This is a genomic window from Rahnella rivi (genome assembly GCF_019049655.1).
GTDB classification, from domain to species: domain Bacteria; phylum Pseudomonadota; class Gammaproteobacteria; order Enterobacterales; family Enterobacteriaceae; genus Rahnella; species Rahnella rivi.
In genome coordinates this window covers 35,472-61,827 of sequence record NZ_JAFMOX010000066.1, presented here as the reverse complement: position 1 = coordinate 61,827, position 26,356 = coordinate 35,472, and the positions used below count along the sequence as shown (strand labels likewise).

The 26,356-nt window shown below is 46.0% G+C and carries 28 protein-coding genes and 6 pseudogenes; 10 read left to right on the top strand and 24 right to left on the bottom strand.

Going from position 1 to position 26,356, the window contains the following annotated elements:
- Nucleotides 1–25 precede the first annotated feature (25 nt).
- The 9 genes from J1779_RS21345 to J1779_RS21305 all read right to left on the bottom strand — a co-directional run bounded on the left by J1779_RS21345 (nucleotide 26) and on the right by J1779_RS21305 (nucleotide 5,473).
- Nucleotides 26–217, bottom strand: a complete 192-nt coding sequence (locus J1779_RS21345) for a hypothetical protein (RefSeq protein WP_112168809.1) — start codon at nucleotides 215–217, stop codon at nucleotides 26–28.
- A gap of 111 nt (nucleotides 218–328) precedes the next feature.
- On the bottom strand, nucleotides 329–2,596 hold the full coding sequence (locus tag J1779_RS21340) for a replication endonuclease (RefSeq protein ID WP_217204711.1): 2,268 nt from the start codon (nucleotides 2,594–2,596) through the stop codon (nucleotides 329–331).
- Nucleotides 2,597–3,385, bottom strand: coding sequence for a hypothetical protein (locus tag J1779_RS21335; protein ID WP_217204710.1), 789 nt, complete (start codon nucleotides 3,383–3,385; stop codon nucleotides 2,597–2,599).
- 82 nt (nucleotides 3,386–3,467) lie between these two features.
- A complete protein-coding gene (locus J1779_RS21330) occupies nucleotides 3,468–3,689 on the bottom strand; it encodes a TraR/DksA family transcriptional regulator (RefSeq protein ID WP_217204709.1) in 222 nt (73 codons plus the stop codon).
- Between the two features lie 2 nt (nucleotides 3,690–3,691).
- The gene (locus J1779_RS21325; protein WP_238485252.1) at nucleotides 3,692–3,970 is read right to left on the bottom strand and encodes a DUF2732 family protein; all 279 of its coding nucleotides are present in this window, start codon (nucleotides 3,968–3,970) and stop codon (nucleotides 3,692–3,694) included.
- Nucleotides 3,971–4,035: 65 nt separating this feature from the next.
- Complete coding sequence (locus J1779_RS21320; protein WP_047609593.1) at nucleotides 4,036–4,338, bottom strand: hypothetical protein; 303 nt, start codon at nucleotides 4,336–4,338, stop codon at nucleotides 4,036–4,038.
- 7 nt (nucleotides 4,339–4,345) lie between these two features.
- Complete coding sequence (locus J1779_RS21315; RefSeq protein ID WP_217204708.1) at nucleotides 4,346–4,516, bottom strand: phage filamentation protein Fil family protein; 171 nt, start codon at nucleotides 4,514–4,516, stop codon at nucleotides 4,346–4,348.
- 2 nt (nucleotides 4,517–4,518) lie between these two features.
- Nucleotides 4,519–5,025 (bottom strand): phage regulatory CII family protein, encoded by a 507-nt coding sequence (locus J1779_RS21310; protein WP_217204707.1) that lies wholly within the window; start codon nucleotides 5,023–5,025, stop codon nucleotides 4,519–4,521.
- Between the two features lie 31 nt (nucleotides 5,026–5,056).
- A complete protein-coding gene (locus J1779_RS21305; RefSeq protein WP_217204706.1) occupies nucleotides 5,057–5,473 on the bottom strand; it encodes a hypothetical protein in 417 nt (138 codons plus the stop codon).
- A 116-nt stretch (nucleotides 5,474–5,589) separates the two neighbouring features.
- On the opposite strand from J1779_RS21305, the gene J1779_RS21300 reads away from it, so the two are divergent.
- The 3 genes from J1779_RS21300 to J1779_RS21290 are packed head-to-tail and all read left to right on the top strand — an operon-like array spanning nucleotide 5,590 to nucleotide 7,599.
- Nucleotides 5,590–6,456 carry a helix-turn-helix domain-containing protein gene (locus tag J1779_RS21300; RefSeq protein ID WP_238485251.1) on the top strand — a complete coding sequence of 289 codons (867 nt, stop codon included), beginning with the start codon at nucleotides 5,590–5,592 and terminating at the stop codon, nucleotides 6,454–6,456.
- An 11-nt stretch (nucleotides 6,457–6,467) separates the two neighbouring features.
- Nucleotides 6,468–6,941: a BRCT domain-containing protein gene (locus J1779_RS21295; protein ID WP_217204704.1), complete on the top strand. Its 474-nt coding sequence runs from the start codon at nucleotides 6,468–6,470 to the stop codon at nucleotides 6,939–6,941.
- 25 nt (nucleotides 6,942–6,966) lie between these two features.
- The gene (locus J1779_RS21290; protein ID WP_217204703.1) at nucleotides 6,967–7,599 is read left to right on the top strand and encodes a hypothetical protein; all 633 of its coding nucleotides are present in this window, start codon (nucleotides 6,967–6,969) and stop codon (nucleotides 7,597–7,599) included.
- A 143-nt stretch (nucleotides 7,600–7,742) separates the two neighbouring features.
- Here J1779_RS21290 and J1779_RS25585 read toward each other — a convergent pair whose 3' ends face one another.
- The 5 genes and pseudogenes from J1779_RS25585 to lysC all read right to left on the bottom strand — a co-directional run.
- The gene (locus J1779_RS25585; RefSeq protein ID WP_238485250.1) at nucleotides 7,743–8,267 is read right to left on the bottom strand and encodes a phage baseplate assembly protein V; all 525 of its coding nucleotides are present in this window, start codon (nucleotides 8,265–8,267) and stop codon (nucleotides 7,743–7,745) included.
- Between the two features lie 215 nt (nucleotides 8,268–8,482).
- Complete coding sequence (locus J1779_RS21280; protein WP_217204702.1) at nucleotides 8,483–8,647, bottom strand: hypothetical protein; 165 nt, start codon at nucleotides 8,645–8,647, stop codon at nucleotides 8,483–8,485.
- 46 nt (nucleotides 8,648–8,693) lie between these two features.
- A complete protein-coding gene (locus J1779_RS25580; protein ID WP_238485249.1) occupies nucleotides 8,694–8,960 on the bottom strand; it encodes a phage virion morphogenesis protein in 267 nt (88 codons plus the stop codon).
- Nucleotides 8,953–9,420, bottom strand: coding sequence for a phage tail protein (locus tag J1779_RS21270; RefSeq protein ID WP_217204701.1), 468 nt, complete (start codon nucleotides 9,418–9,420; stop codon nucleotides 8,953–8,955). The genes J1779_RS25580 and J1779_RS21270 overlap by 8 nt, the downstream gene beginning before the upstream one ends.
- Nucleotides 9,383–9,559 (bottom strand): annotated as a pseudogene (lysC, locus tag J1779_RS21265) (Rz1-like lysis system protein LysC); the annotation flags it as partial. The gene J1779_RS21270 and the pseudogene lysC, both read right to left, overlap by 38 nt.
- Between lysC and J1779_RS21260 the strand changes: the two are divergent.
- Both J1779_RS21260 and J1779_RS21255 read left to right on the top strand, forming a co-directional pair.
- A pseudogene (locus tag J1779_RS21260) lies at nucleotides 9,555–9,977 on the top strand (phage terminase large subunit family protein); the annotation flags it as partial. The pseudogenes lysC and J1779_RS21260 sit on opposite strands and share 5 nt — an antisense overlap.
- Nucleotides 9,978–11,016, top strand: a pseudogene (locus J1779_RS21255) (phage portal protein). It begins immediately after the preceding pseudogene.
- Between the two features lie 58 nt (nucleotides 11,017–11,074).
- On the opposite strand, the gene J1779_RS21250 reads toward J1779_RS21255, so the two are convergent.
- From J1779_RS21250 to J1779_RS21240, 3 genes are all read right to left on the bottom strand, one after another.
- Nucleotides 11,075–12,466 (bottom strand): RNA-binding domain-containing protein, encoded by a 1,392-nt coding sequence (locus tag J1779_RS21250; protein WP_217204699.1) that lies wholly within the window; start codon nucleotides 12,464–12,466, stop codon nucleotides 11,075–11,077.
- Between the two features lie 273 nt (nucleotides 12,467–12,739).
- On the bottom strand, nucleotides 12,740–12,907 hold the full coding sequence (locus tag J1779_RS21245) for a hypothetical protein (protein ID WP_217204698.1): 168 nt from the start codon (nucleotides 12,905–12,907) through the stop codon (nucleotides 12,740–12,742).
- 814 nt (nucleotides 12,908–13,721) lie between these two features.
- Nucleotides 13,722–14,009: a DUF3892 domain-containing protein gene (locus J1779_RS21240; RefSeq protein WP_217204697.1), complete on the bottom strand. Its 288-nt coding sequence runs from the start codon at nucleotides 14,007–14,009 to the stop codon at nucleotides 13,722–13,724.
- Nucleotides 14,010–14,542: 533 nt separating this feature from the next.
- On the opposite strand from J1779_RS21240, the gene J1779_RS21235 reads away from it, so the two are divergent.
- On the top strand, nucleotides 14,543–14,773 hold the full coding sequence (locus tag J1779_RS21235; RefSeq protein ID WP_238485248.1) for a hypothetical protein: 231 nt from the start codon (nucleotides 14,543–14,545) through the stop codon (nucleotides 14,771–14,773).
- Between the two features lie 247 nt (nucleotides 14,774–15,020).
- Here J1779_RS21235 and J1779_RS21230 read toward each other — a convergent pair whose 3' ends face one another.
- From J1779_RS21230 to J1779_RS21215, 4 genes and pseudogenes are all read right to left on the bottom strand, one after another.
- Nucleotides 15,021–16,019 carry a DUF6896 domain-containing protein gene (locus J1779_RS21230; protein WP_217204696.1) on the bottom strand — a complete coding sequence of 333 codons (999 nt, stop codon included), beginning with the start codon at nucleotides 16,017–16,019 and terminating at the stop codon, nucleotides 15,021–15,023.
- Nucleotides 16,020–16,195: 176 nt separating this feature from the next.
- A complete protein-coding gene (locus J1779_RS21225) occupies nucleotides 16,196–16,579 on the bottom strand; it encodes a phage virion morphogenesis protein (protein ID WP_238485266.1) in 384 nt (127 codons plus the stop codon).
- Between the two features lie 8 nt (nucleotides 16,580–16,587).
- Nucleotides 16,588–16,814, bottom strand: a pseudogene (locus J1779_RS21220) (glycoside hydrolase family protein); the annotation flags it as partial.
- Nucleotides 16,795–17,004: pseudogene (locus J1779_RS21215) on the bottom strand (HP1 family phage holin). The pseudogenes J1779_RS21220 and J1779_RS21215, both read right to left, overlap by 20 nt.
- Nucleotides 17,005–17,054: 50 nt before the next feature.
- Here J1779_RS21215 and J1779_RS21210 point away from each other — a divergent pair.
- A pseudogene (locus J1779_RS21210) lies at nucleotides 17,055–17,761 on the top strand (phage portal protein); the annotation flags it as partial.
- A gap of 133 nt (nucleotides 17,762–17,894) precedes the next feature.
- On the opposite strand, the gene J1779_RS25740 reads toward J1779_RS21210, so the two are convergent.
- The gene (locus J1779_RS25740; protein ID WP_217204695.1) at nucleotides 17,895–19,553 is read right to left on the bottom strand and encodes a methyl-accepting chemotaxis protein; all 1,659 of its coding nucleotides are present in this window, start codon (nucleotides 19,551–19,553) and stop codon (nucleotides 17,895–17,897) included.
- Nucleotides 19,554–20,134: 581 nt separating this feature from the next.
- Between J1779_RS25740 and J1779_RS21200 the strand changes: the two genes are divergently transcribed.
- Both J1779_RS21200 and J1779_RS21195 read left to right on the top strand, forming a co-directional pair.
- The gene (locus tag J1779_RS21200) at nucleotides 20,135–20,353 is read left to right on the top strand and encodes a DUF7661 family protein (protein WP_056779223.1); all 219 of its coding nucleotides are present in this window, start codon (nucleotides 20,135–20,137) and stop codon (nucleotides 20,351–20,353) included.
- Nucleotides 20,354–20,617: 264 nt separating this feature from the next.
- Nucleotides 20,618–21,316 (top strand): extensin-like domain-containing protein, encoded by a 699-nt coding sequence (locus J1779_RS21195; protein WP_217204694.1) that lies wholly within the window; start codon nucleotides 20,618–20,620, stop codon nucleotides 21,314–21,316.
- Nucleotides 21,317–21,328: 12 nt separating this feature from the next.
- On the opposite strand, the gene J1779_RS21190 is transcribed toward J1779_RS21195, so the two are convergent.
- Both J1779_RS21190 and J1779_RS21185 read right to left on the bottom strand, forming a co-directional pair.
- Nucleotides 21,329–22,507, bottom strand: coding sequence for a M20 aminoacylase family protein (locus J1779_RS21190; protein ID WP_217204693.1), 1,179 nt, complete (start codon nucleotides 22,505–22,507; stop codon nucleotides 21,329–21,331).
- 308 nt (nucleotides 22,508–22,815) lie between these two features.
- Nucleotides 22,816–23,073 (bottom strand): DUF1883 domain-containing protein, encoded by a 258-nt coding sequence (locus J1779_RS21185; RefSeq protein ID WP_056779210.1) that lies wholly within the window; start codon nucleotides 23,071–23,073, stop codon nucleotides 22,816–22,818.
- Between the two features lie 513 nt (nucleotides 23,074–23,586).
- Between J1779_RS21185 and J1779_RS21180 the strand changes: the two genes are divergently transcribed.
- Nucleotides 23,587–26,349 (top strand): WG repeat-containing protein, encoded by a 2,763-nt coding sequence (locus tag J1779_RS21180; protein WP_217204692.1) that lies wholly within the window; start codon nucleotides 23,587–23,589, stop codon nucleotides 26,347–26,349.
- Nucleotides 26,350–26,356 lie beyond the last annotated feature (7 nt).

The window sequence follows — 26,356 nt, the reverse complement described above, 5'->3', positions numbered from 1 at the left end:
TAAGGGGATCACCCGATGTTCCAGGCTATTCTTCGTCGTCGTAAACCGTGAAGGGCGGATACGTGGCTTCCTCTTCATCCAATACCTGATCAGCCATATCAGAGATCATTTCCATAACCAGTGCATACTCATCATTTCTGCACTGGGCTGACTGTGCGATGTCAGCCATTAGCCGGATTTTAGTCAAAGCCATTTTTAGCTCATGAGAGGATTCCATTACTCACTCCAATGCACTGGTTATTTGTACAGTATAATATGTCCATTCTTTAACAAATTCCATAAAAAACTGCATGTTAATGGTCGAGCCATAGTTCTGATGAATACTTAATCAGTTATCATTCCCATAAAATTCTGCCCAATCCTGCAGCGGAGGGTATTGGATCTCAACGTCTCCAAAAGTGATTTTTGCCCCCCTGACTAAGGCCTCAAGCTCCCACTTCTCCGGTCTGATGTCGTGTTTGAGCAACTCATGTTGAATCTGAGGCAATCTGTCACGTTCCTGCGGGGTCAATCTGGCAGAAGGAGCTGCAACACGCCTTTTAGTCGGGTCAAAACTACGCTGAGCTTTGCTGATCCTCGGTATTTCTTCGCGTATTCGCGCCACAATCGCCTTCACGGCGGCAGTGTCTGTCCAGTCAATAACTCGCAAGTTGTCAGAAGTGGTCGCTGTGGTGACGCTCCCAGCAGGGTTATCGCACTCATTTGCCGCCGTTTTGTTTCCTCCCAACCCACAGTTATTGACAGGACTCCGAGGCGCGCCGGAGGCGCTTTTTGAGGTCAAAACTTCAACGTCAACGGCGGAAGAAACGATGCGCCATTGAGTTGTACGGGTTTCATAAACACGAGAGTCGCCGAAGTGAGGGGCAAAAATGCCCACAACCTTTTTCACTTCTTCGTCGTAGGCGTTCAGTTCAGCAGCAACCCGACGAGCTACACGAACGGTTTGATCTTCACGTGGAACATTCGCGCCGCCTTGAGCCTCCATGTACGCCATAAAATCACCAGCATCAGCAGCTGCGCGTACGGCTTCGACTTCTTCGTCAAAGGTGTCGGTCAGGCTGATGGAACGGATACGGCGGCACTCACGGTATGACCCCATGGTAGGCAGGCCGATAGGATGAAATTGAGGGATCCGCCAGGTAGCAGCCCAGGCGGTAACGGCGGCAGCGGAATCTGTCAGTAGCTCGCCGGTTTCGTGGTCGCGCTCGCCTTCCAGTGCGTAACCGTCGATGTTCTTTGCGATGTATTTGGCGATATAGCCCGCCGCGCCGCCACGGTTCAGGTGCTTACAGTCAAAGCGGTTTTTAGCTGCACCGCGTTCGTCCACGTCTTCTTTCATAGCGTATTTGCGCATAATATCGATCACCCGCTGACGCATGGCGGGCTTGGTGAATAACATCATGTGCCAGTGCGGCGTTGCGTCGTGGTGGGGTTCTACAACGCGCATCCCGTAAACGGACAGGCCGCTATCTTTGAAAGCAGTACGCATTTTGCTCCAGATCCCGCACAGATAACGCTGCGCATCTTTCGGTGTATAGGCTTCCTTGTCCCAGGCGTGATTTCGCTGAACGCGCTTTTTATCGCCCTTGCCCACCATGCGGGTCGGGTGATATTTGGAAGGCGTGGTGATGGTCAGAAACATCCCGACGTCACCATTTGCGGCAGCATATTTTTCGGTGCCGGCGATAGTGCTCATTAACTCCATACGGCGTATTTCAGGGTTAGAAATACTCGCCATCACTTTGTCGATCAGACTGAAACGCTCGCCGGTTTCAACGTTTTCCAGATCGCAGCTTTTCAGGTAGTCGAGATTCGACAGGCGGCGCGCATGTACTTCACGGATAGCCTGTTTACTGGCATACGGGGAAGCATCACGGTTCACTTTGCCGATGGCGATCAGCAAAGATTCACGCCAGCGGGTGCGCTGGCCTTTCAGTTGGTGTAACCACCAATCCGGATTAACCAGGCGTGATATGGCAGCGATAGCGGAAACTGCATCCAGTTTGCCTTTGCAAAATTTTGCCCAATACATCGGCGTGATATTGAAAGCCTGTGCCATACCGGCGATTTCGCGGTATAGCTCGCACTGGGTATCACGCTCAAAAAGAATCGAATTATCCCCGTTGTACTTAGCAAGCAACTGATCGCAACGTTCTTCATAGATTTCTTTCAGTTGTCCGGCGATGTCTTGGGCGAACCGGCGCAAGGGTTTATCGCCCATGCTCGGCAGGCTGTGATAAGTGTCTGCCTCAGACATGAATTTCATGGAGGTTTTAACATTCATCGCGTGAGCGGCATTGACCGCTTCGACACGGGGAAGGATGCTGCGACCAAGGGTATAAACCAGATATTTATTCGCGGCATGAATGCCCTGCGTTTTCAGCAGATACGCATGGCGACCTGTGAAAATTTCCCGAAGATCGGTAGAGAGGTTTTTTACTCTGATTAAAACAGCTTGCCCCTGATCGTATTCATCACGGGTAAGCGTTCTTTCAAGGCCAGAAACGGCCTGGCGTGGTTTGTTCCAGGGATATGCCCACACGTTAGGCACGATAATTTCAGGAGAAAAACGGTTCGTATGAGCAGGAGTTTTCATTTAAAACTCCAAACACATCTGGGGCGAACGCTTTGCTTCATAACGTTCGAAGTATTCCGCGAATGTCGGCGGGTGCACCATCTCGATGGTTTTCCGTAAGATTGCGCAGCGACCCGCGAGTACTTCTTCCTCATTACAGCCGATAGCGCGGAGCTGGGATGTCAGTTCAGGATATTTCACTTCGGTTTTTGGCACATTGCAGGCCAGATTTGTACTGTCAGCGGTAGTAAGCGGATAGTTGCCAAAGACACGACCATCCAACATGCGCAGACCGTGGACGTGAATGCCTGGATTTTCGTCCCGAATAGCAACGAATGCTTCATGCATCCTTACGTGCCAATGTTTCGTCCGAATAGCCGCATATTGACCGGATGAACCCAGGCAGACTCGCTCCCAGGTGGAAGCAAGCCGTTTTAAACGATCAATCGATTCATGCAAATGCCAGACTGGTGCGGCTTTATCACGAAATACAGTAGGAAGTTGTTTAATTAGAAGGTCGTTATCTTCTTCGCCGCCCTCGATAACATCCGGTATGCAAAAGAACTTAAGTTTGTCATGTCCATACCAGGCAGAAAGAAACTGATAGTACTTTGTCCAGTCAATAACTAAGCCGCGTTTCCAGGCACTAAAAGCTCCACAATCTAAGCCGACAGAATTTGCATAGGTGAAGCATTGTTTTATCTGGTCTGGACGTGCGTAAGATACGAAAGCACCACTATCACGGATAGCCACTTTCAATACCTTACCTGCACCACCCCAGACCGGAGTACCATGAAAATGCCGACTCATTACTGATTAGCTTTTATGTCGGCGAATAAAAAATGAGCATTGATAAACGCCAGTACGGTAAGAACAACCGAGAAAGTCATCATCAATTACCTCGGTAGTGCTTGGCGTTTATTTCAGCGAGTTCTTTGCAATAGACACAAAGCTCAACCCCTGGCAGAGCTGCACGGCGTTCCTCCGGTATCGGGCGGTCACAGTCGATGCAGAACATTGCTGAAATGCCCGCAACAGTTGCGCGGGCGGCTTGGATTTGGGCGGAAAGGACGAGATCAGCGCGCTCCTGAGCGGTGTCAATTACATCAGCCATAGTTACGCCTCCGCTTCACTTTGGATTCGGTTAGCTTCAATGCGGAGTGCTTCAGCAGCTTCAATCCCTGTCATTTCACGTTTGAGGATGAAACTGGCAATTGCTTCCAGGCGGCCGGCAAATACCACCGCTCGATTGGCGCGTTCTTCATTACGAGCAGTGTCCAGCATCAACGATAAATCAGGAACAGAGGTGTAATCGCGTTCTGGTGAAGCTAAATCAATGCCCATAACCGGCAAGCCAACAATATTCTGACGGGTGTTATCAAACATATTTTTCATATAAGAACTCCTGTTTTGGGCAAAAGAATGCCCGGCGGGTTGACGCCACTTAATTTGGATTTGGGTTAATGTTTAATGTTTATCTTGCAGTCATCTTCACTGATAAATTTCGGCAGTGATTCAGTTAAACCAAGCAAAGAATTTAGCGCCGCAACTACTTGATGCCTTTCCGTCGGCGTTAATTCAGCAAACTTCATCTCAAGATGGCGACGAGATAAGCCAGCATGAAAACAGATTGTTCTACGCATATGCAGCGGCTGAGTATCAAATGTTTCCTGCGCTACATTCTTTCTGAAATCAAACATTTCTTTAATTCGGGAAAGATGTTTTTTACCTATTTGAATATGTTCTTCATTCACTAAAGACATAATCACCTCAACTAAACAGACGCTTTATAAGCGGTTTTGAATTTCTCACGGCCTGCGGGGCAGTGGTTTGTGACATTGAAGGGTTCCAACGCTTTCCACCTGGTAACTCGATGCAACCGTGGCTAAAGTGGCGAGATGGACTCTGCTGTTTTAAAAAAGGAGCAATAGAAACGGCCATAGTCACACCAACCCATTTGTCGTAACGCTTGCAATGGCACCAACTGCAGAAGCCAGGGCTGGAGATGCCTGTACTCGGCCTTGAACAACTAAGCCGATCAGTGACAGATGGCGAATACCGGCATTTACACCTTCGAGTAAGGACATTCGACGCTGAGAGCTGACCGCACCACCTTTCACTGCATCAGCTGCAATAGAACCTACGGCGGCAGTTGCCTGGAGTGCGTAAGTTGAAAGATTAGAAGTAGCAATTTCATTGACCGGAACTGACGGCAAGCAGTTTATCTGTGCCAGCATGCCATCGAGAAGGGCAGCATCCTCAGTCAAATCAGTGATTAAAAGAACTTCCTCACAGGTAAGTTTATGAGGTTGTTCGGGGTTGAACTTATTGCGCAGTATTTGGGGTTTAGTCCCCATTAGCGCGGCAAGCTCGGTAAGGTTATGACGATTCACAAATGCCTTACATGCATCGTCAAAGTGAGCGTGTTTGGAAACGCGATAATCAAACATTGTTAGTCCCTGTTAGTTTGAATAGTCTGACTCAACGATTTATGTAGCGGCACTTGATGGCTTGCTGACGGTTTTTCTCACGCCAGGCCTCAAGATTGATCAGGGCATTGCCATGACGTTCCATAACGACAGTTTGCATTTGACCTGTTTTTCGGTTTTTGCGTTGCTGGGTAATTGTAGTTGAGGGAGTTGGGGCAAGAAGTACAACGCCGTTCGCGATCCACTTTTCGAGGACTGCGGAGCTGATACCGTTAATTGCAGCAAAATCTTTTTTAGAGATTGTCGGGGAGTTAGCGAGGGTGGTCAGTTGCAAACTTATTGAGTTCACAATAGTTGCAGACAGGGCAGACTCCAAAGCCGGCAGGAGTTGGGAAACAACAGAGTTTAACAGTTCCTTAGAAACGGCTGTCTTATCAACGGTCGCTTGAATTGCATTCTGATCAGACATAAAGCAAAATCTCCTTTTAAGCAGTTTGAGTTCTACTGTGTAACATGTGGTGTGTTTTCACTTTAGATCACAAATGTGCTCATTTAAATCACTTTCGTGCTCATTTTGGTGGATCTATGCCTGAAACTAAAGACAGTGCTGCGCAAATCGTTGAACGTCTTTCCTCATCTTATGGGGTTACTTCTCAACGAGCTTTAGCCAGCTGTCTGGATGTTCCTTCAAATAATGTAAGTGCCTGGGTTCAACGTAAGAGTGTTCCTGGTAATGCAATCATCAAATGTGCATTGGACACAGGGGCTGAATTGAAATGGTTAGTTACCGGTGAATTTGCATTTGCAAAAAATGAAAGCTTAAAAATCACAAAAAAAGACACTTCAACTTCTGGGCATTTACTTCTGAAGAAAATGCTTTCCTCAGGGGGAAGGGCGGTTTTAAGCAGAATCATTGAAGCTTATGGTTTCAAAACGCAAAAAGAACTTGGCGAGCATTTGAATATCTCTTCAGGAACGATCAGCACCTGGGTCAGAAGAGAATATTTTCCAGGCGACGTAGTGATTACCTGCGCATTAGATACAGGTGTTTCCCTTGAATGGTTGGCTACCGGCGAAATAGGCGTAGCCACTCAAGAGGACACCGCCGCCTCAGGAATACCGATGATCAGTAAGAAAATACTTCTGGCCGGAAAACTAGATGATGATGGTTTTTGCTATATTGACCAGTCATTTGTCCCTGATGGTGTGAATCTTAAAAAATTAAATTATGTAAGTAGCGGAAAATTATCTTGGTTGATTGAAATGGATGTTAGCGAGTTATCGAATGGCTCATGGCTTTTAGATATTGATGGAACATTGGACGTCTATACTGTTTCCCGTCGACCTGGCAACAAACTGCGTATTAGTGGTCATGATGGTGACTTTGAATGTTCAGTCAATGAAGTAATACCGAAGGGATTAGTCGTTGTAATTTTTAAAAATGCTGTATAGGAGATCTTTTTATGGATAAGTATTTTGTATATATTAATGCTAAAAAACAGGTTAATGCTTATACGCTTTATAATGTAAGTGAAAGCGAAGAACATTTTCAAGGGGTCTGTAATAAATCAAATCAACTGAAGACCTTCAGAAAAGATCGGGTTATAAAAGAATGTTCTTCATATGATTTAGCACTAGTAGATTTAAGCGAATATAAAGGTCTTGAACACCCCAGTTTTTCTAAGACTCCCAAAGTAAATCTTTTCGAAATTTGTTTCACCGGATTTAAAAAAGACGACAAAGAAAGGCTCATTTCATTAGCGACAGATAATAAAATGTCCGTCCGCGCTTCCGTGACTCAAAACCTGCAAGTCCTCTGCTGTGGCTACAATGCTGGTCCTAAGAAAGTTGATGTTGCCCGGATGAAGGGGGTGGTGATACTTGATGAAAACCAGTTCCAACTGCTAGTCGAAACTGGTGAAATGCCAGACTTTTAGAATAATATAATATGTGGGGCACCTTGTGACTGAGTTCATTGATTTTTTAAACAAACAAATGGTTCCGATTATAGCATTGATAATTACAATTATTGCTTTATTCAAGGGATGGGTTAAGCCTAGGCAAGCTATTTTTGATCAACGAGAGAAGCTTAGTAAACATAGTTATGAGATGTATAAGATTTCAAATGATGAAAGTTTGAAGAATCTTGCTTTAGAATATGGATATGCGGCTATAACAAAAGATGACTTTTTGTCTCTCGAACAAAGGAAAGCATTGGTAAATAGCAAGGACCCAGTGAAAGATATTGATGTATTTTCTAGTTGTCGCTATCTACTAAATATTAAAATAAACCCACTTTCATTTGAGTGGAAATTAAAGCGTTATAATAGAAAGGTTTATTTAAACTTCGCTAGAACTTGTAGGGTATTACTCTACGGATTGGGATGTTTTATTTTTACCCTTCCAATTACATATGATAGATTTTTCCCATCTATGATAATTGAAATGGAGACCGTTCCAAGCATAGCTAAAGGTTGGTTAGTGATATGTTGTATTTTAGTTGGTGGATGGATCGCAGGGCTAAATTTACTCTCTGGGCGTAGGTTAACACAGGCTAAGAACTTAATAGAGCGTCATAATTTGGAAAATGAATAAAATAGACTGTGTTTCATTTGATAAATCTTGATATCAACATGGGCGACATAAATGGATATGTCGCCATTATGTCGCCTATAAATTATGCAACTCATTGATTTTAATAGGTTGAATAAGTATTCGGTCTTTTTTTTGCCTGTTTTTTAAATCAGTAAATTGCATTTAAAACAATCGCTTACTTCAATTTTTATTCCTCCTGGTTTTACGGATCCGGACTTTCTGCCGCCACTTTTTCGCCAACCATTTGAGCCAGCGGGTTCAGATAAATAGCGTCTTCGAGGTGATCGGGAGCGAAGTGCGTATACGCAGTCGGCCACGGGACGCACGTTTTCATCGTTGAGCGTGGCCTGAACTTTCGCCAGCAGGTCAGCGGGCGCGGCCGGCGCAGGAAATTCATCAGAGAAAACGCCGGGCATCACAAAGGCGGTGTCGAGTTCGCCACCCAGGCAGAACAGCAGAACCTGCTCACCGGCGGACGGTGCCCACCAGGAACGGGAACGCCCCGCGCGGGAGGTCAGCCAGTGCAGCCAGTGCAGCCAGTCGGTGACGTTGCCGCCAGTGTTCACGCGACAGGTGCCCGCAACTAAATCCACCTCGGCAACGGTGCCAATGCGGATCAGATTGCGCAGCAGGCGCGGAATGTCGTTGTTGGGGATGGAAGTATTCATGCATAAAAGAATGCCGCCCTGTCAGGCGGCATACAATTTGAGGCGGGTTGATAGCGGGTGGCACAACGTGCGGATCACTGACTGAAGAGTATTAGCTCAGATTTGATCTGACAGTCTGGTTTGAGCGATAAACGGACACTGAATTATGAAATGTCGTTCATTGCGCAATGATTGAAGAACGAGTTTATATTATTAGCAGTGTCGATAAGTGCATCTCAATTAGAGAGGTTTTCGATTTCTTCTAAATATTTATCTATTCTTTCCAACTCTATTTTTATTTTATGAGCCATTGTTAATCTGTATTCATTTTGTTCAAAATTTGTGATGTGCAGCTTTCCATCCATGGCTGTAAATGACTGCCCTCCTCGTAGGCCGTTCATTGCACGACTTACACCCTCCATTTCACTTCGATATAAAGAAACTTTTTCATAAGTTGCTGATATTAATGTTTTTAATAATTCTATTCTTGCGGACTTTTGTGCGGATTTCCCACTTTCGGAAAGCTCTTCCTTCTGAGATAAATAAGTTCTTATCAAGTAAAAAAGAGTTATCAACGATATTAATGGATTTGCGCTGTTGCTGATGTTTTCGCAGACGCTTTGCAAAGGTGGCGGCCATTGCCTTACGACTCTGCGGAGACAGCGCCTCAATCAGCCCCGCGAGGCGGGTATCAAACGCGGTCAGCTCACTCATGCCACTGGCTCACTAACTCGCCGTGCAGGTACAGTTCACGCGGCCTTTCCACCGGCTCCGGCAGCGGCGGTTCTGGAAAATGCTCCACGTGCAGACCGGCATCAATCTGTTTAACGATCACGCGCTCGGTAAGCTGTACATGCACAGCGATGTCATAACCGCCATCGTTGAGCATGTCGGCGGTGAATTTAAAGCCGGTTTGTTGCTTTTCTGGCGTCGCCATGATGTCCGGCTGATGCTCACGCAGCCAGGCCAGAATGGGCACCACGATCAGATCGCTGTCCTGGGTAAAGTCGGTGATCAGCAGTTCGACCTGGTACTGATATTCAAACGACAGCGAGCTGGCTAACGTGGAAACGATGCGCCCGTTGTCCACAAACATCCGCAGCTGGTCGGGGCTGGTTTGCAGCACCAGCACGGCGTCAGTGAGGGCTTTGCGTAGCTGTGCGGGTTTTAACACGGTGTTCCTCCTGGCATTGTTTGACCGCTTCCACCTGGAGGCCGCAGGCGGTCAGCGCGGCCTCCAGGTTTCTGACATCACTGCTTAAATCGCCGTTAGTGGCGGGTGAGCTTGCCGGTATCGGGCAGCTCGTTATGGACTTTGCCGCGCAGGCCAGAAGCATCGAGGAACTCACCAATCGTTATGCCGTTGAGTATATCGGCATCGATGCGACTGGCATCGGGCAGGGTGTATTCCAGCTTGTGCAGCAGTTCTTTCCTGCGGCGCGTGAGATCCGTTACAGCCCCGAGGTGAAAACCGCACTGGTACTCAAAGTAAAAGACACCATCAGCTCCGGCCGCCTGGAATACGACACCGGACACACAGACATCACTGCTTCGTTTATGGCGATCCGCAAAACCATGACTGCCAGCGGCAACCGTTCAACCTACGAAGCCAGCCGCAGTGAAGAGGCCAGCCACGCCGACGTGGCGTGGGCAATCATGCACGCCCTGTTAAACGAACCACTGACCGCCGCCAACGGCGGACAAAGCCCGAACATTCTGGAGTTCTACTAAATGAGCAAGCGCAAATACCGTAAAGCCACGCAGACCACGACCACTGAAAGCCAGCAGGGCGCAGAGGTATTCAGCTTCGGTGATCCCACGCCGGTTTTAGACCGCCGCGAGATTCTGGATTATATCGAGTGCACTGGCAACGGCCGCTGGTATGAGCCGCCAGTCAGCTTCGACGGACTTGCCCGCAGTCTGCGCGCCGCCGTTCATCACAGCTCTCCGATTTACGTGAAGCGGAATATCCTCGCCTCGACGTTTATCCCGCATCCGCTGCTGAGCCAGCAGGAATTCAGCAAATTTGCTCTGGACTATCTGGTGTTCGGAAATGCGTATCTGGAACTGATCCGCAACCAACTCGGCGAACCTTTGCGATTTGAGGCCGTTCCAGCAAAGTATATGCGTCGCGGGATAGAAGAGGGGACTTACTGGTTTGTGCAAGGATGGAAAGAACCGCATCAGTTCGCTGCGGGTAGTATTTTCCACCTGATCGAACCGGATGTAAGTATCCCGGCTTTAGTTCCACACACTTTTTGAGATTTCCGGTCTGCCGGAATACCTGAGCGCTCTTAACTCTGCCTGGCTAAACGAAGCCGCGACGTTGTTCCGCCGGAAGTATTATCAGAACGGTGCTCATGCGGGCTACATTTTGTATATGACCGATGCAGCACAAAGTAGTAGTGATATTGACTCAATGCGAAAGGCGATGCGAGACACCAAAGGCCTGGGAAACTTCCGCAACCTGTTCATGTACGCTCCAAACGGCAAGAAGGATGGCATCCAGATTTTGCCGCTGAGTGAGGTCGCAACCAAGGATGATTTCTTCAACATCAAGAAATCCAGCCGTGATGACCTGCTGAGCGCGCATCGCGTTCCACCGCAGATGATGGGGATCATTCCTGATAATGCGGGCGGGTTTGGGGATGTAGAAAAGGCGGCGCAGGTGTTTGTTAGGAATGAACTGACGCCGCTGCAGGAGATAATGAAGGAGTTAGATTATTTTATTAGTGAGAATGTAATTCGATTTAAGATATATAGTCATTAATACTAATGATTAAACTATTCTGCAATCATGTTATTGCGGAGAAAATTCTCCGCTTTAATTATGCTTTAATATATTTAAATCTAAATGCATGAGCAGACGGATCCAAAGGTTTAATTTTTTCATCGGAGCGGAGTTTTTGTAAGGCTTTTTTAACTTTTTGCATGTCATCTTCGCCACTGAGTTGTCGCGCTAACTTGTTAGTAAGTTGTCCAGTTGGGTTATCATCAAAGTATTTCATTATAACGTCTTCTATAGAGGCTATAGTCTGATGCTTTATAATCACAACAAAATTATTACCCCTTTCTTCAAACTCAGGTTCGACTAAACCAGCTTTTCTCAGCTCATTTTTTGCAGTATCAAGACCTTCACCAATGTCATGGTTCACTGGATTTGGTAGCCTATGAAGTAATCGAACCAAGTTCGGATTACGTGAAAATCGTTCTTCATATAAATTAGCTATAGTCATATAACCTGGAAGCCTGCCAGGGCTTAGAATCTCAATGCGATTGTCATAAACTTTAACGTGAACATCATCATTCAAACTGTAATCACGATGTATAACAGCGTTCACTAAAATTTCTTTTAGAGCTTCTGCTGGATAGCTCAATTTTACAAGGTTATCACCGTCCTTAAAAGAGGCGCCATCTACATACTCTCTGACCTTTTCGATAGTTTTGAGAATGACACCTTCAAGAGTCCCGTCAATTGTAACGGGGTCTTCTTGCAACTGCTCACGTTTGTATTCTGTTTCCGTAGTTCTAAGCCGATAGACTTTAACAGCACATCGAGTATCTAAGCTTCCTTGAGGTTCTTCATCAAATAATAAAACACACCCTACATTAGGTATGAAATCGCCATCCTTTTTTGTTAGCAATCTATTTTTTTTCAGAAATACTTGGGGTGCCTGTGTTGTATCAACTCTTTTAAGATAATCATGATAATATGCACTGTCTAAAATATCTTGTGTATCAACAACGTCAACCGCCCTTTTCTCATACGGTTCAGCCCCTTTTGAATAAGATAGCTGAGTAATTCTATCCCCTTTTATTTTTACTTTTTGAGCATTAGTCCTTAAAAAACAATCACCAGATGCAGTGTAGTGAACCTTCGGGCTTTTAGGTATGTCAATATGTAAAATCAAACCATCATTTGGCGTTCTAAAATAATCAATTTCCACATTTTCTACTGCAGGGTTGGTGTTTTCCAAAAGAATAGCGATAATAGCATTAGCATCTTCGGGTTCATCGAATCCCAAAATGCGATCACGTTGAGAATTTGCATCCTCTATGCCTACAAAAATGTTGCCACCATCGGCATTGGCGAAAGCAACAAAAGTTTCTTGTAATTTATTTGGGGCAATTTGTTTACTTTTAAAATCATTAAAGTGATCTTCGACAGTATCCAATAATCCTTTAACTTCCTTTTCTGACATCTTGATGATCTCATACATCTCTAAAAATCCCTTGTGCAATCATTGATTGTTCTAATTTACCATTCTTCGTATTTTTCACAAGGTGACAGTTAAAGCTCTGAAAGTTTGCGCGCAATGCTATCCCCGCCACGCCTGCCCGCTTTATAGGTCGCTTTTGATGCAGTTGCGTGATCCACTGTGATCCACGCCAGCACTGGTGTGGCGGGGAGAAAAGAGCAGGGCGATCACCATGCGAAATCATGCACTCAATGCATGCAGAGCTGCTAAAGGGGGATCACCCGATGTTCCAGGCTATTCTTCGTCGTCGTAAACCGTGAAGGGCGGATAACTGGCTTTCCCTTCATCCAATACCTGATCAGCCATATCAGAGATCATTTCCATAACCAGTGCGTACTCATCATTTCTGCACTGGGCTGACTGTGCGATGTCAGCCATTAGCCGGATTTTAGTAAAAGCCATTTTTAGCTCATGAGAGGATTCCATTACTCACTCCAATGCACTGGTTATTTGTACAGTACAATATGTCCATTCTTTAACAAATTCCATAAAAAACTGCATGTTAATGGTCGATCCATAGCTCTGATGAATACTTAATCAGTTATCATTCCCATAAAATTCTGCCCAATCCTGCAGCGGAGGATATTGGATCTCAACGTCTCCAAAAGTGATTTTTGCCCCCCTGACTAATGCCTCAAGTTCCCACTTCTCTAGTCTGATGTCGTGTTTGAGCAACTCTTGTTGAATCTGAGGCAATCTGTCACGTTCCTGCGGGGTCAATCTGGCAGAAGGAACTGAAACACGCCTTCTAGTCGGGTCAAAACTACGCTGAGCTTTGTTGATCCTCGGTGTTTCTTCGCGTATACGCGCCACAATCGCCTTCACGGCGGCAGTGTCTGTCCAGTTAATCACTCGCAGGTTGTCAGAATTGGACGCTGTAGGCGCGCCCGCAGCTTGGCTATCGAACCTATTTGCGGCTCGTTTCTTTGAACCTAACCCACAGTTATTGACAGGACTCCAAGTTTGCACCATGAGATTAATATTGCTATGGGGAGAAAGATAGTATTTGAAATTTAAATTCTTAAGAGAAAAAGGCTAGAAGGCTGAGGTATCTCTCAATAGCGAGCAAGTCATCTGAACGAGTTAATCATCTGTCCCTAGGCAATGATGAGGTGGGGCTAACATATTGGGAATGCATTAATAGCTTAAGGAAAAATACCCTGTATTGAATTCTACAGGGTATTATGACTTTTCTAAATTATTTTAATTATAACGGTCAGCATAGAGGTAGCGACAATAAGTTGTTGTTCCACTTACCGTCAGCATATGTCCTTATAAATTTCGGACTTCCGTTACCTGGATCAACTACACCTACATCCGCACGGCCAGCAGAAGCGGCTTGAACAAAGAAAGTGTGTGTCTTATTTTCAATGTGATTTACTACTTGTGCTACAGTCATTTTACTACCTTGTGGTGTGAAATTTGGGCTACCCACATGTGTAATATGCTCATGAACTTTATTCGTACTAGAAAGTGTAATACAAGTTATCTGCACGTCTGACATCTGCTTCTCCATTTTGCTGTGTTATTAAAATTTCTCTGGCCAAAATCAAAAAATCACATACCAACCTGTTTAGATTAGAATGAATATTTGAAATTTTGTTTTTATGGTCAGAGTTGCATCATGCTTCAAGTTGATTAAAGCATGATTTTTTGTTGCAAAGTTTGATTGACTTCACAAATAGTAGGGGCTTAATCATAATCATTAATCTTTCTCAAATGCATTGAGTGACATCAATCCCCATGCTAGTTTACGTAATCTCCACATTTTTACGAATGTTCTCAGCTGAATATAGTAGACTTTAAAAATAATACATTTTGGGTGATAACTTAATGAGCTAACTTAATGAGCTAAGTTAGCTAAGGATTTAATCATGCACCCCATTCATGTCAATTTAAGAATGCTCAGGCCTAAGTATACATGGGGTAAACGACCCAGTTGGTAGCATCATTTATTTCATTTTAAAGATTTATGGAAGGCGTAACGTTACTGATTTGCTTCTTAGAGTCTCCCCAATTAATTCTGAAGAGGCGAGAATGGCAACGAGTATACATCGTGAGTTATCACGAAATTTTATCTTAGCGAATTTAGAAAGTTTTATGGCAGGACAAAATAAAAAATGTATAGGCGTTTTATGTGAAAGTTCTATATCCAAATTTTTTTCGGGAGGATTAATTTACTCTCGGCATACTAATAACATTCCCTATGAAAGTGATGATTTATTTGAGCGATTAATGCCTCAACTCAGTAATCAGGATATTGCTTAAGTTTTCATTGGCGTGGCGGCACTTCAGTGAGTCAGGCCTGCCGTCCGAAAATATTGTGCAATATAAATGATAGTCGAGTTTCTAGAACGAGCGCGAGCGTATTTAATGCTGGCTTTAGCGTAACTGAACCTCAGTAACGTCCGCTTCTGGAAAGAAGCGGACGCTATAAAAAGATTCAAGCTCGATAAAAAAGAGAAGAATGTATTTTTTAGGTAAGATGAATAGCGCAACTAATTAGCATGTATTTTTAATATTTCAAAGCAACTTTCTTAGGGCGTGTTACCTTTATATTTACCATATTGCTATCTCCTTTACGACCATTAAAAACATAATGCACTTCGCAAAAAATTCTATACTGCGAAAAAAATTCTGAAAATGCTATATGTAATTCACGTGCCCATGGAAGACGCTCAACTTCCTTATCAAAAAAATGACGTATAAACCCAGTATTTTCTCTAAGATGAAAAATATTATTTCTAAATATCCTGAGTGAGTTCGAGTGCTCTTTCATCAACTTTCCGATACTATCTGAAATTGGTAATAATTCTTTAAAATCTCTAGGGCGTTCATTATCGAGTAAGAGTCGCATGTTTAAGATTTTAAATCCTTCGCAGACCACACCTAAAAAACCTAACCATGTAGAAAGATAAATTCCCATGTCAAATTTTTCTTTCTGACTCAAATGGCCTTTCTTTGCCATTTTTTGGTTGAGCTTATTGTAATTTTTAAACATAAGATCAGCCGTTTCAAAATAATTAATTTGGAGTGTTAATACACGGTCTCGATTGCGACATGGGAGCATGTCATCAGGGGTTCGGCAATCTGTATCTATAGCATAAATATGTGGGGAATTAGCAAAGTAATAAAGGTCATGATCTGAAGAAATCAGCTCTCCATCATCTAGGGCCTTATTTAAATGATCAGTGACATCACCAAAATTTCTGAAACCGTAATCTGTTAATTTTTTACCTGCAAAGTTGGTTAACCACCAAGAATTAAACCCTCCTACCTCACCTCGCTCCCCAAAATCAAAGTCTACGCTCCCAGAATTTAGATCTACCCTGCACCCAGCCCCATGTTTATAATATTTTACACCACCATCTAACTCACCAATACGGGGTATATCAGATTCAATCCATCCATTGCAACTAGATGGCATGTTAATTCCAGACCGATGCATTAGCTTTAAAGCAACTTGGACATTATCTTGAAAGTCAACAATCAAACGATAAAGATTATTATTCATACCACAAGCTCGCTTCGTATTATTGATAAAGGGATGCAATACGTGACTTGGAACCAAAAACGCTATTAAGGATAATATCTCCTTTTCCGAGAAATTAACACTGGCTATGCTCTCAATACCCGCTCTTAGCACAGAGCTGCCTATCTGATTAGGTTTGGCTCTGTGCCGCAGTTGTGTCAGGTTAAGCCTGAGCCAATAAGTATTAGCAATTCATCTTCCACGATTTTCATATCCTCCGCGTTCAGCCCTAAAAGCGGGCGCGCCGGATACTGCACTTCTTTTGCCCTGACCGATGGGCGATCCCGCAGCCCGAACTGATGCACCTTCGCCATGCGCTGAACCTGACCGATGAATTCCACCACTGCGTCTTTGTCCGTGCCTTTGGCCTTTATGTATTTAGCCGTGCGCAGTTTGGCAAACATCTCCCGCTTGATGCGGCCTTTCTTCGGTCGCAGAGGCTGCACCCGTCGCGGGGCGAACGGCCGCCCCTCCGGCGTGACCTGCCGCTTAATGCGCTGCTGCTGATGTTTGCGCAGACGCTTTGCAATGGTAGAGGCCAGGGCTTTACGGCCAGCCGTTCGCTGATGTGCGTCTGAGGCTTCACGCCTGCGGTGTGCCCGATGCCGTTTGTCCAGACGCCGCGCTGCACTGGTAGGCGGTAAGGCGGCAGCCTTCAAAATCAGCGATCAGTGCCAGACCGGCGGCGGACGTTTTCAGCGTCGGCGTTTGCGGAAGTAGGGCGACGATCGCCAGTACGACGGCGACGGTGCAGCGTCTAACGATTGATGGCTGCATTAATGTCCCCTCTGACGCCCATAGCTTTCAGCAGGCGATAGGTTTTGCGCCAGTAATACCAGTTCACCAGAAAGGTAGCGACACGGACGACGGCACCGACCAGAAAGGCGATATCCTGCGGTGACATTGCGCCGAGCCAGGCGAGAAAGGCCGCGACTCAGTAACAGATAAACGAGGTGATGCACTCCATGGTCATCAGTCCCAAAGTGAAACGGTTTCACTGACTGCGGCCTAAGTAATATCCCGCATCCACCGCTGAGCCAGCAGGAGTTCAGCAAATTTGCGCTGGGCTATCTGGTGTTCAGAAATGCGTATCTGGAAATGATCCGTAACCAGCCTGGCGAACCGATGCGCTTTGAGGCCGCGCCGGCTAAATATATGCGGCGCCGAGTGGAAGAGGGGACGTACATGTTTGTACAGGGATGGAAAGAGCCGCATCAGTTCACAGCAGGCAGCATCTTTCATCTGATCGAGCCAGATATTGACCAGGAGATTTATTGTCTGCCGGAATACCTGAGGGCGCTGAACTCTGCCTGGCTGCTTAAAGCAGCAGTGATATTGACTCAATGCGCAAGGCTATGAGGGATACAAAAGACCTGGGCTATTTCCCAAACCTGATCATATACGCACCGAACGGCAAGAGAGACGGCACTCAGATTCTGCCGCTGAGTGAAGTTGCGACCGGGGATGATTTTTTTAACATTAAAAAATCCAGCCGTGATGATCTGCTAAGTACGCGTCGTGTACCGCCGCAGACAATGGGGATCATTCCTGATAATGACGGAGGGTTTGGGGAGGTGGAGCAGGCGGCGCAAGAGTTCGTATGGAATGAACTGAGGCCGCTACAGGAGAGAATGAAAGTTATTAACTCAATATGCACAATCATTTCATTTGCTAACTATGAGTTTGATATAGGAGTGATTTATTCAGTCGTTCAGACACGATAAACTTGCCACTTACTAATTAATAAAGATTGATTTTTTCTAACAGCAATTTATTTCGTATATATAAATACAACATATACAAATGAAAATGGTGGTGCGAGTGGCCCTTCTCATATGTTCAGAGAAGAGCCCAACATTAGAACTTGGTCCAACCACCTGTTTCTGTGGCTAATAAGGTGTTTTTTTCTCGTATATTAGGTCTGATAACGGGAATTGTTGAAGAAGACAGAGGGGCTTCATATTCTATTTTAAACACAGAGACAATTTCTGTGAGTTGACGTGCTTGCTCTTCCAGTGAAGCAGCTGCAGCAGCTGATTGCTGAACCAGTGCGGCATTTTGCTGTGTAACACTGTCCATTTGAACTACAGCTATACCAATTTGACTTATCCCTTTGCTTTGTTCAGATGATGCAGCAGCTATCTCGCTCATGATGTCATTTACACGGCTGACTGAACTCACTATTTTATCCATTGCTCCGCCAGCCAGTGTAACTTGTTCTGACCCGGACTTAATATTCTCGACCGATTCATTAATGAGCACTCCAATCTCTTTAGCCGCTTGCCCACTGCGTTGTGCAAGGCTTCTTACTTCACTGGCAACGACTGCAAATCCCCGTCCTTGCTCACCGGCTCGCGCTGCTTCAACGGCAGCGTTAAGTGCAAGGATGTTGGTTTGAAAAGCGATACTGTTGATCACGCTAATAATATCGACGATTTTATGTGAGCTTGCATTAATCTTTATCATTGTGGATACAACATCGTTAACTATATCACCACCTTGATTTGCTTCCCGAGTTGCCTGATCTGCCAGAGTACTCGCCTGAGTTGCATTATCTGCATTGTGTCGGACAGTTGAGCTAAGTTGTTCCATGCTGGCAGCAGTCTCTTCAAGTGCTGAAGCCTGTTCTTCAGTCCTTGATGAAAGATCGGTATTTCCAATAGAAATTTCACTTGAGCCTTTGTAAATTGAATCAGCACTATTGCGTATGTCGTATACCGTTTTAGCCCAGTTAGTCTGCATCTTATTAATATAAGGAGTTAACTGGCCTACACAGTTTTTACCTTGGTCAGAAAGCTTGCTGTCAAGTTTACCGGATGCCAGAGATTCAAGGTGCGCTTTTACAATATTTAATGGTTTAACGAGAAAGTTTGCTAGATAACGATCGCTCGTTAGCATGATTACAACACTCACGCCCAAAGCACATATAAGTATATACTGACACCATTGAACCCATTGAGTAATCCTCTGATTTGCCTCAGCATTAAGAGTCATTATTTTTTGATTGTATTTATCAATGGCACTACTAAAATTTCTTCTCAGTGGAAGATACTTATCATTTTTTAAAGACTGGAAAACACCTGTGTTTTTTTCTATCGCTGACTTGTACATCGGAGATAAAGCATCGTTAAAAAGAGATAACGAGCTGTTATATATAGTATTCACAGTGTTTGAGTCGAGATTTCCATGTCTGATGCTTTTAAATTGATTAAGTCCACTTTTAAGACTTTCTAATTCGATAAGGGCTGCTTTTGACTCTAGATCGTAAACTTCATTTTCATTCTTATCCAAACCTATCATTGCACGCTCTAATGCTGTGACAGCACGATAATACTGCGCATTGGCATTATTGATGATATCGCCGTTTTGCTGCTGAACATTAGTAAGACTAAGCTCGCCTTTCAACTCAGTAAGCGAGTATAACGCAAAACATGATGCCCCAGTCCACAAAAAAGAAAAGGTAACGAGAATAGTAATTAATGCTGTTCGTATTTTTATATCTCTTATGAATCTCACTTTATATACCTCAAGTGTTGGATACTGTACTGCGCCTGAGAAAGCCGCGAATTTTTTATAATATATATAACAGCCAGGACAGCTGTTTTATATTTTACTAACAATGATATCGGCAATATTATTTTTATCTTGAGATGTTTAGTGATTTAAAAAAATAAAAATGAATAAACGAAGCCTTCATGTTGAAAAGTATGAATATTATTTCAGCGTGTAGAAATGTTAATATTTTCTCTTCTAATTGTATCTCGTTCTTAAAGGGCTAAAAAAATGAATACTTAAAGAAAATTATTTTCCTAATAGAGCGCAATGCTATCCCCGTCACGCCTGCCCGCTTTATAGGTCGCTTTTGATGCGGTTGCGCGAGCCGTTGTGATCCACGCCAGCACGGGTATGGCGGGGAGAAGTGAGCAGGGCGATCACCATGTGAAATCATGCACTCAATGCTTGCAGAGCTGCCAGAAGGAGATCACTCAATCTTCTCCGCACCCTATTTCCTTTACTGCAAGCTCCTCGATGATTAACAGCTTCGCAAAGCTATGCTTTACTGAAACCATACCTGGTTGAATCTGATTGGAGGAAGCATGTTGATTTACAATGTTTTCGGGAGATACCTCGGGGTTTTAAAAGTGCCTGAGGGTTGGCAGGTTTTTCGCGTGGATATCACCGAAAGAAAGTTCTCGCGGCTTTATGAAATTATCATTCCTGATGAAATGACTGAGAGTGAGATCCCCGGCTGGCTTGGGGATATTTTTCATGAGGCAGCGAGTGAACGGCACCCTGATGTGGTTAGAGTTGAGTGACCGTGTTGAGGACAAAAAAAAAGCCCGCTCGGGGCGGGCTGAAAGGGGTAAAGCGAGGGTCTTACACATCGGGAAGGACAGTTCCCGGTTGACACAGGAGAAGAAACTTCGTCTTCGGAATCTAAGGTATCAAACAGAATGTAGGGTTATGTCAGAGCAAAGTAAGTTTGCCTGGTGAGATGTAACCCGTGCAGTAGCGGGTTTACATTGAGCTTATAACCGCTATCTTTTTAACAGGAACATAAGCCTGATAAAGGGAATGTGATGCGATATTGGACAGGCACGATAGTTATTTTCATTATCGCCATACTCTGCGCCCTGTGGCTTGGCGACCGTATTCCTCAGGCTTATAACCCGTTCGCGCCACTGGCTGTCAGCGATGCGCCGAACCTCATTACACGCTATAAACTCCGTCGTCTCGACGGTAACCCGCAAGCCTGTCTTGATGCGCTTGATCGCGCGCAATCATCCGGTGCGATTCAGTTTACTCGTGCAGAAAATATGGGGGGAAAGTGCCCGCTGGAAAATCCCGTGCGGGTGAGGGGATTTGGAGATGTGGCACTCAGTTCAAGTTATCTGGCGAGTTGTCGTCTGGCCCTGAGTAGCGCGATGTATGTTTCTCAGGTTGCCAAACCGCTGGCATCAGAGAAATTGGGTTCACCGCTTACACGCATCGACCATTTAGGCAGTTATGCCTGTCGCAATATCTATAGCAAACCTGATGCCCGGCTGAGTGAGCATGCCACCGCTGAAGCGCTGGATATCGCCGGATTTCGCTTAAAAGATGGCCGGCAACTGACAGTCTTAAAGCAATGGCCGCAATCCGGTGATGAAGCACAGTTTATACATGCACTGTTTTCAGAAAGCTGTCCGTACTTCGGAAACTCGATAGGGCCGGATTACAATGCAGCGCATGCCAATCATTTTCACCTTGGCATGCGCTGGTTTGGTTTTTGTCGTTAATAGATGAAAACTTTATTCGGCCAAATACCGTTCAACCAGACGCGTCCAGTAGGCCGCGCCAAATGTCAGGCTCTGATCGTTAAAGTTATACGCCGGATTGTGCAGGGCGGCGCTGTCTCCATTCCCCAGGCGTAAAAAGCATCCCGGTTTTTGCTGCAGGAAGTACGCAAAGTCCTCACTGCCAGAAATCGGGGGTAAATTGTCTATTACGTTCTCTTCCCCCAGCAATTCTTTTGCCACGCTGAGAGCGAAAGCGGTTTCCTGATCGTGATTAACCAAAACCGGATAACCCGGAACATACTCGATTTCCGCCCGTGCTCCGTATCCTGTTGCGTGATGTTCAACCAACGTGCGGATGCGTTCTTCAAGGATCTTACGAACCCCGGCATCGAATGAGCGAACGCTCATTTCCAGCCGAGCAGTTTCAGGAATAACGTTTGACGCATGGCCTGAATGCAGTGAACCGATGGTGACCACCGCCGTTTCGTTAGGATCAATGCTACGTGACACAATCGACTGCAAAGCAACCACCAGGCTGCCCGCAACCAGAATGGGGTCTACGGCCATATGTGGCCGTGCAGCATGCCCGCCTTTTCCATGAATAGTGATGTTCACCGTATCGCAGGCCGCCATGAAAGGCCCGGAGCGGAACATCATTTTCCCAACCGGATAGCCTGGATGATTGTGCAGGCCGTAAACGGCGTCGCACGGAAAACGCTCAAACAGCCCCTCTGCCAGCATGCGTTCTGCACCGCTGTTAAAGCCGATTTCCTCCGCAGGCTGAAAAATCAAATGTACGGTGCCGGAGAAATTCTTGCTTCGGGCCAGCTGTTCCGCCGCACCCAGCAACATGGTGGTATGTCCGTCGTGACCGCAGGCATGCATTTTTCCCTGGTACTGACTCGCATAACTCACGCCAGTTCGTTCAGCGATAGGTAATGCATCCATATCTGCGCGAATGCCGATGCTGCGCGACCCGGAACCCGACGTCAGCGAACCGACCACACCGTGTCCCCCCAGGCCCGTGGTCACCTGATAGCCCAGCGCACGTAATTTATCCGCAACCAACGCAGCGGTCGCGGTTTCTTCGTTAGAAAGTTCAGGATGTTGATGCAGGTGTTGGCGAATTTCTCGCAGTCCCGGCTCGAGATCGGCGACGTCAGCGATGGTGCAAAGTGTTTTATGAGTCATTATGAGTATCTGTCTGTGCCTGAGAGATATCCGGTCTACGTGACCGGTGCCACATGGTTACTTCAGACAGAATGCAATGCCAAATCTGGGCTGGCAATCACTAAATAAATCCTCTGATAAGGTTTGTTCAATATCTGGAATGTTCAATTCAATACCGCTATGTAATTGATGTAACGGATTAAAGTATTTTACGTGATGTCGTCCAAAAAATGATTTGCGCTCTGGACAGTCGGGAGGGGGTTTTAGAAATATCTGGCAGGCGAAAAGTGACCTGCCAGAAAGGCATTCATTTAAGAGGGCTTGAGAAATCAGGCAGGGAGGTAAGTGATCGAATGTTCCAGGGAGTCACATTGAGAATCAATGAGGACATTCCAGATACCTTTATAAGGGATGCCGACATAGGCCGTGTTTTGATCTTTCACCGTCAGTACGTCGCCGAAACCTGAGTGGCGGTTCTGTTGCTCCGTGTCATTTTCGCACATGAGATGGATATGGCATTTCTCTGAACAACGAATGACGACAGTGTCGCCCCCAAAAAGACTTAATCTGGCTCGCACATTTGGCATGACTGTCCCTCAATATAAAGTGATGTATCTGAAATACGCCGTAACTGAACACTGCCAGGGTTTACGCCGGACTCTCTGGAGTGATGTAAGTCACACAACGTTCTGTAACTTATAAAAGCAGACTGCAGGTGGCGAAATAATGACCTTAATCAATAGTTATGAGATTGCGCATCAGATATTCAAATGAGTCATCGATGTGTTGTAAATAAGGGTGCTTAAAACTTCATCAAAAAGGTGTCATGTGTTTTCACGGTTAAGAAAGGGTAAAGAAGCAAGCGGGGCGGTAACATTCATCGGTTATCGTGAACGTCAGTGACTGCCAATATTCATTCGTTACAGAGTAATAAAATAGCTGCTTTTTCTTTCGCAAGCTGACACCCTATAGGTCTGGCATGTGTGCACGCTTGAAATTGATTCTTATCGGATTTTTTACCGTCTAACTCGCTTGTTTAGCGGGTCAAGAAAAGAGTGTGCACTACACTTTCTTATCTCATTCAGTCATAAGGGCATCGGATGATTTGCTCCGAAACATTCAAACACTTCAGAAATTTCAGTGCATTAGCGTTGATTCTGAACGCGACTTTTAGCCTGCCGGTACAAGCGGATGATGCGCTGCTACGGGCTTGTGGCAATGCCAATACGGCAAAAGATTGCCAGTTACCTTTCCAGCAGGGGCTTTCCCCGGTTCAGGTGAGTTTGACCCGTGAACCTTTATGGGGTTATGTCGATACCAGCGGACATATGGTGATTAAACCCGCCTTCAGCGAAGTCAGCGGATTTGTTAATGATGTCGCCGCCGTCAAAAAGGGCGATAAGTTCGGTTATATCGATAAAAAAGGCAACTGGGCGATTGAGCCGCGCTTTACCCGCGCTACCGATTTCAATGCTCTGGGAACCGCTCTGGTCGTGACTGATAATCGACTGGCGATGATTAACCGCAAAGGTGAAGTCATCAAAACCCTACCTTTTGCTGCCTCTTCAGACACTAAAGGATTCACGCAGGGTCAGGCGCTGGCAAGTGTACAGGTTCAGGTGTCACCGGCGTTATGGAATGCCGCCACCGATCGATCACTTGCATTGCCTGATGACGTGATGGCCCTCGATTTACCGCAATCGGGGCTTATTCCCGCGAAAAAACGTGATACTGCAACTGACGGATTTTGGGGTTATCTGGACGAGAACGGTCAATGGGCCATTGATCCGATGATCCTGAAAACCCGCGACGAACCTGTGCTTAACGGCAATGTGGTTGCGGTGAAAACGAAGAACGACTGGACATTTGTTGATCGTCAGGGTGTTTCCCTGAGCAAAGAGCAGTACAAATCTGTCCGCCCGCTGTCATCTGGTAGTTGGCTGGTGACCCTGAACGATAACGGCAAACAACTGCTTAGCAGCAAGCTTGAAAAAGTGCAGGATATCGCTGCCGATCAGGCTGAAAACGTCCTCGTCTGGGGCAATGCCATTATCGGACAAGGCAGTAAAGGCGTCACCATTATCGGCGCCGATAATCAAATCGTCTCGGTGAAAGCCAACAAACCTCAGTTATTACAGCAGGGTGACCGGCTTTGGGTCACGCAAAACGAAGGTAAATCGCTGCAGGTTATACAAATCTATAACAATAACGGCGTAGCGCTGCTCAATAATGCCACGCTCGCGGCGTTAAAGGATTATCAGTTGCAACCGCTGGCGACCAGCGTCATGACGGATGATGCGCCGGTATTACCCTCAGAGAGTCAGGATGCCTCGCGGACTTTGCCATGGGCTGTGCTGACTTCATCAGATGCCGCCAGACCACCCGCCATTTTAACCTCGCAAGGCGCGGTGCTCTCGGACCCGCAGTGGGCATCCATTGATAATGCAATCTCTCAGTCACCACTGATCATCCATACTCAAACCAAAAAAACAGGGGCGGTGGATTCAGCAGGGAAATGGGTTATCCAGCCGGTGTACTCGCAAATCAGCCCGTTTAACGGCGATTACACCTGGGCCGTGGACGACAGCAACAAAGCAGAGACTCGTCGTTTAATCGACCACAACGGCAATGCGGTTGATGTGCCAGCGGATATTCAACAGAATGCCCAGCGTCTTTCTGCCGGCATGTTGTATTACGCGGTAGGCGAAGGTGATTCACGGCGCTGGGGTCTTTGGGATATTGCCAGCAAAAGCATCAAAGCTGCCCCTCAGTACCTGCAAATTGAATCCTTCAACGACGGTTATGCGCTGGCGAAAACAGATGCTGGCTGGGGCGTGATTAATCTTGATGGAACCTGGGCAATTGCACCGGATGCCAGCCTCAGCGGCAAACCTCAGTATGTGGGTGACGGGATGTTTACCTTCTCTGATAACGATCAGCCCGGTGAACGCGGTGCAGTGACCGGTCATTTCGCCCTTTATAATGCGCAAAGTGGCCAGGCGATGGCCACTGACTTGCTAGCCAGTCCGCAACGGGTTGGGGAAAATCACTGGCTGATTAAGCCGTCGGAAGGTGGCGTGTCCTTAATCGATGATGCCGGCCGTGCACCTCTGAGCAAAGGCATTGTCGCATCCTCAAGCTCGTTTAAAGGTGACTGGGTGATGCTGAATTTCTCGGCGCACTTCGGCGCCATTAACGGCAAGGGTGAATGGCAGATCCCGCCACTGTATACCGCAGAGTTTAACTTCATTTCTCCACTCAACTGGAGCCGTGGGGTAAGTGATAACAACACAACGCTCATCAACGATCACGGCGGCGTTCCGCTCGATGGTTTTGACCAGGCACAACCGCTGAATTCACTGGTTCGTCTGGCAATGAACGATGACGCTACCGGTGAAACGGTACTGTTCGATAACGATGGCAATGAAGTCCGTCGCTTCTCAGGGCTCAACAGTCTGCTGGCAGATAAAGCGAGCTCAGGCGTGATCCCAATGCGAGACAATAAAGGCCTGTTCGGGTTTGTGGATCAGCAGGGTAAAAAATTGATCGGCGCCTATTTTGATCAGGTGGGATCGATGAATGACAATTTCGCCGCCGCCATGAAAAAATCGACCTACGGTAATTTGTTCGGTTACATCAATCCTACAGGCCGGTTTGCAGTGTTGCCTAAATTTAACTGGGCAGGCGATTTCAGTGAGAAACATGCGTGGGCCGGCGGTAAGGGCGTGGTCAGTCTGCTGAACGCTGAGGGTGCCGTTCAGGCGAAGATACAAGTGCGCTGCAATCAGCGTGTCATTGTTGATACGAAAGGTGCCTATCTCTGGCCAGCCAAAGCGCCTTCTTGCAGTAACGGAGGCAATTAATGATTGT

Bases quoted from the DNA above. Each gene is read 5' to 3' on its own strand.
- J1779_RS21345 (WP_112168809.1), bottom strand. From the start codon at position 217: ATGGAATCCTCTCATGAGCTAAAAATGGCTTTGACTAAAATCCGGCTA.
- J1779_RS21340 (WP_217204711.1), bottom strand. From the start codon at position 2,596: ATGAAAACTCCTGCTCATACGAACCGTTTTTCTCCTGAAATTATCGTG.
- J1779_RS21335 (WP_217204710.1), bottom strand. From the start codon at position 3,385: ATGAGTCGGCATTTTCATGGTACTCCGGTCTGGGGTGGTGCAGGTAAG.
- J1779_RS21330 (WP_217204709.1), bottom strand. From the start codon at position 3,689: ATGGCTGATGTAATTGACACCGCTCAGGAGCGCGCTGATCTCGTCCTT.
- J1779_RS21325 (WP_238485252.1), bottom strand. From the start codon at position 3,970: ATGAAAAATATGTTTGATAACACCCGTCAGAATATTGTTGGCTTGCCG.
- J1779_RS21320 (WP_047609593.1), bottom strand. From the start codon at position 4,338: ATGTCTTTAGTGAATGAAGAACATATTCAAATAGGTAAAAAACATCTT.
- J1779_RS21315 (WP_217204708.1), bottom strand. From the start codon at position 4,516: ATGGCCGTTTCTATTGCTCCTTTTTTAAAACAGCAGAGTCCATCTCGC.
- J1779_RS21310 (WP_217204707.1), bottom strand. From the start codon at position 5,025: ATGTTTGATTATCGCGTTTCCAAACACGCTCACTTTGACGATGCATGT.
- J1779_RS21305 (WP_217204706.1), bottom strand. From the start codon at position 5,473: ATGTCTGATCAGAATGCAATTCAAGCGACCGTTGATAAGACAGCCGTT.
- J1779_RS21300 (WP_238485251.1), top strand. From the start codon at position 5,590: ATGCCTGAAACTAAAGACAGTGCTGCGCAAATCGTTGAACGTCTTTCC.
- J1779_RS21295 (WP_217204704.1), top strand. From the start codon at position 6,468: ATGGATAAGTATTTTGTATATATTAATGCTAAAAAACAGGTTAATGCT.
- J1779_RS25585 (WP_238485250.1), bottom strand. From the start codon at position 8,267: ATGAATACTTCCATCCCCAACAACGACATTCCGCGCCTGCTGCGCAAT.
- J1779_RS21280 (WP_217204702.1), bottom strand. From the start codon at position 8,647: ATGAACGGCCTACGAGGAGGGCAGTCATTTACAGCCATGGATGGAAAG.
- J1779_RS25580 (WP_238485249.1), bottom strand. From the start codon at position 8,960: ATGAGTGAGCTGACCGCGTTTGATACCCGCCTCGCGGGGCTGATTGAG.
- J1779_RS21250 (WP_217204699.1), bottom strand. From the start codon at position 12,466: ATGTATGAGATCATCAAGATGTCAGAAAAGGAAGTTAAAGGATTATTG.
- J1779_RS21245 (WP_217204698.1), bottom strand. From the start codon at position 12,907: ATGGCTTTTACTAAAATCCGGCTAATGGCTGACATCGCACAGTCAGCC.
- J1779_RS21240 (WP_217204697.1), bottom strand. From the start codon at position 14,009: ATGTCAGACGTGCAGATAACTTGTATTACACTTTCTAGTACGAATAAA.
- J1779_RS21235 (WP_238485248.1), top strand. From the start codon at position 14,543: ATGGCAACGAGTATACATCGTGAGTTATCACGAAATTTTATCTTAGCG.
- J1779_RS21230 (WP_217204696.1), bottom strand. From the start codon at position 16,019: ATGAATAATAATCTTTATCGTTTGATTGTTGACTTTCAAGATAATGTC.
- J1779_RS21200 (WP_056779223.1), top strand. From the start codon at position 20,135: ATGTTGATTTACAATGTTTTCGGGAGATACCTCGGGGTTTTAAAAGTG.
- J1779_RS21195 (WP_217204694.1), top strand. From the start codon at position 20,618: ATGCGATATTGGACAGGCACGATAGTTATTTTCATTATCGCCATACTC.
- J1779_RS21190 (WP_217204693.1), bottom strand. From the start codon at position 22,507: ATGACTCATAAAACACTTTGCACCATCGCTGACGTCGCCGATCTCGAG.
- J1779_RS21185 (WP_056779210.1), bottom strand. From the start codon at position 23,073: ATGCCAAATGTGCGAGCCAGATTAAGTCTTTTTGGGGGCGACACTGTC.
- J1779_RS21180 (WP_217204692.1), top strand. From the start codon at position 23,587: ATGATTTGCTCCGAAACATTCAAACACTTCAGAAATTTCAGTGCATTA.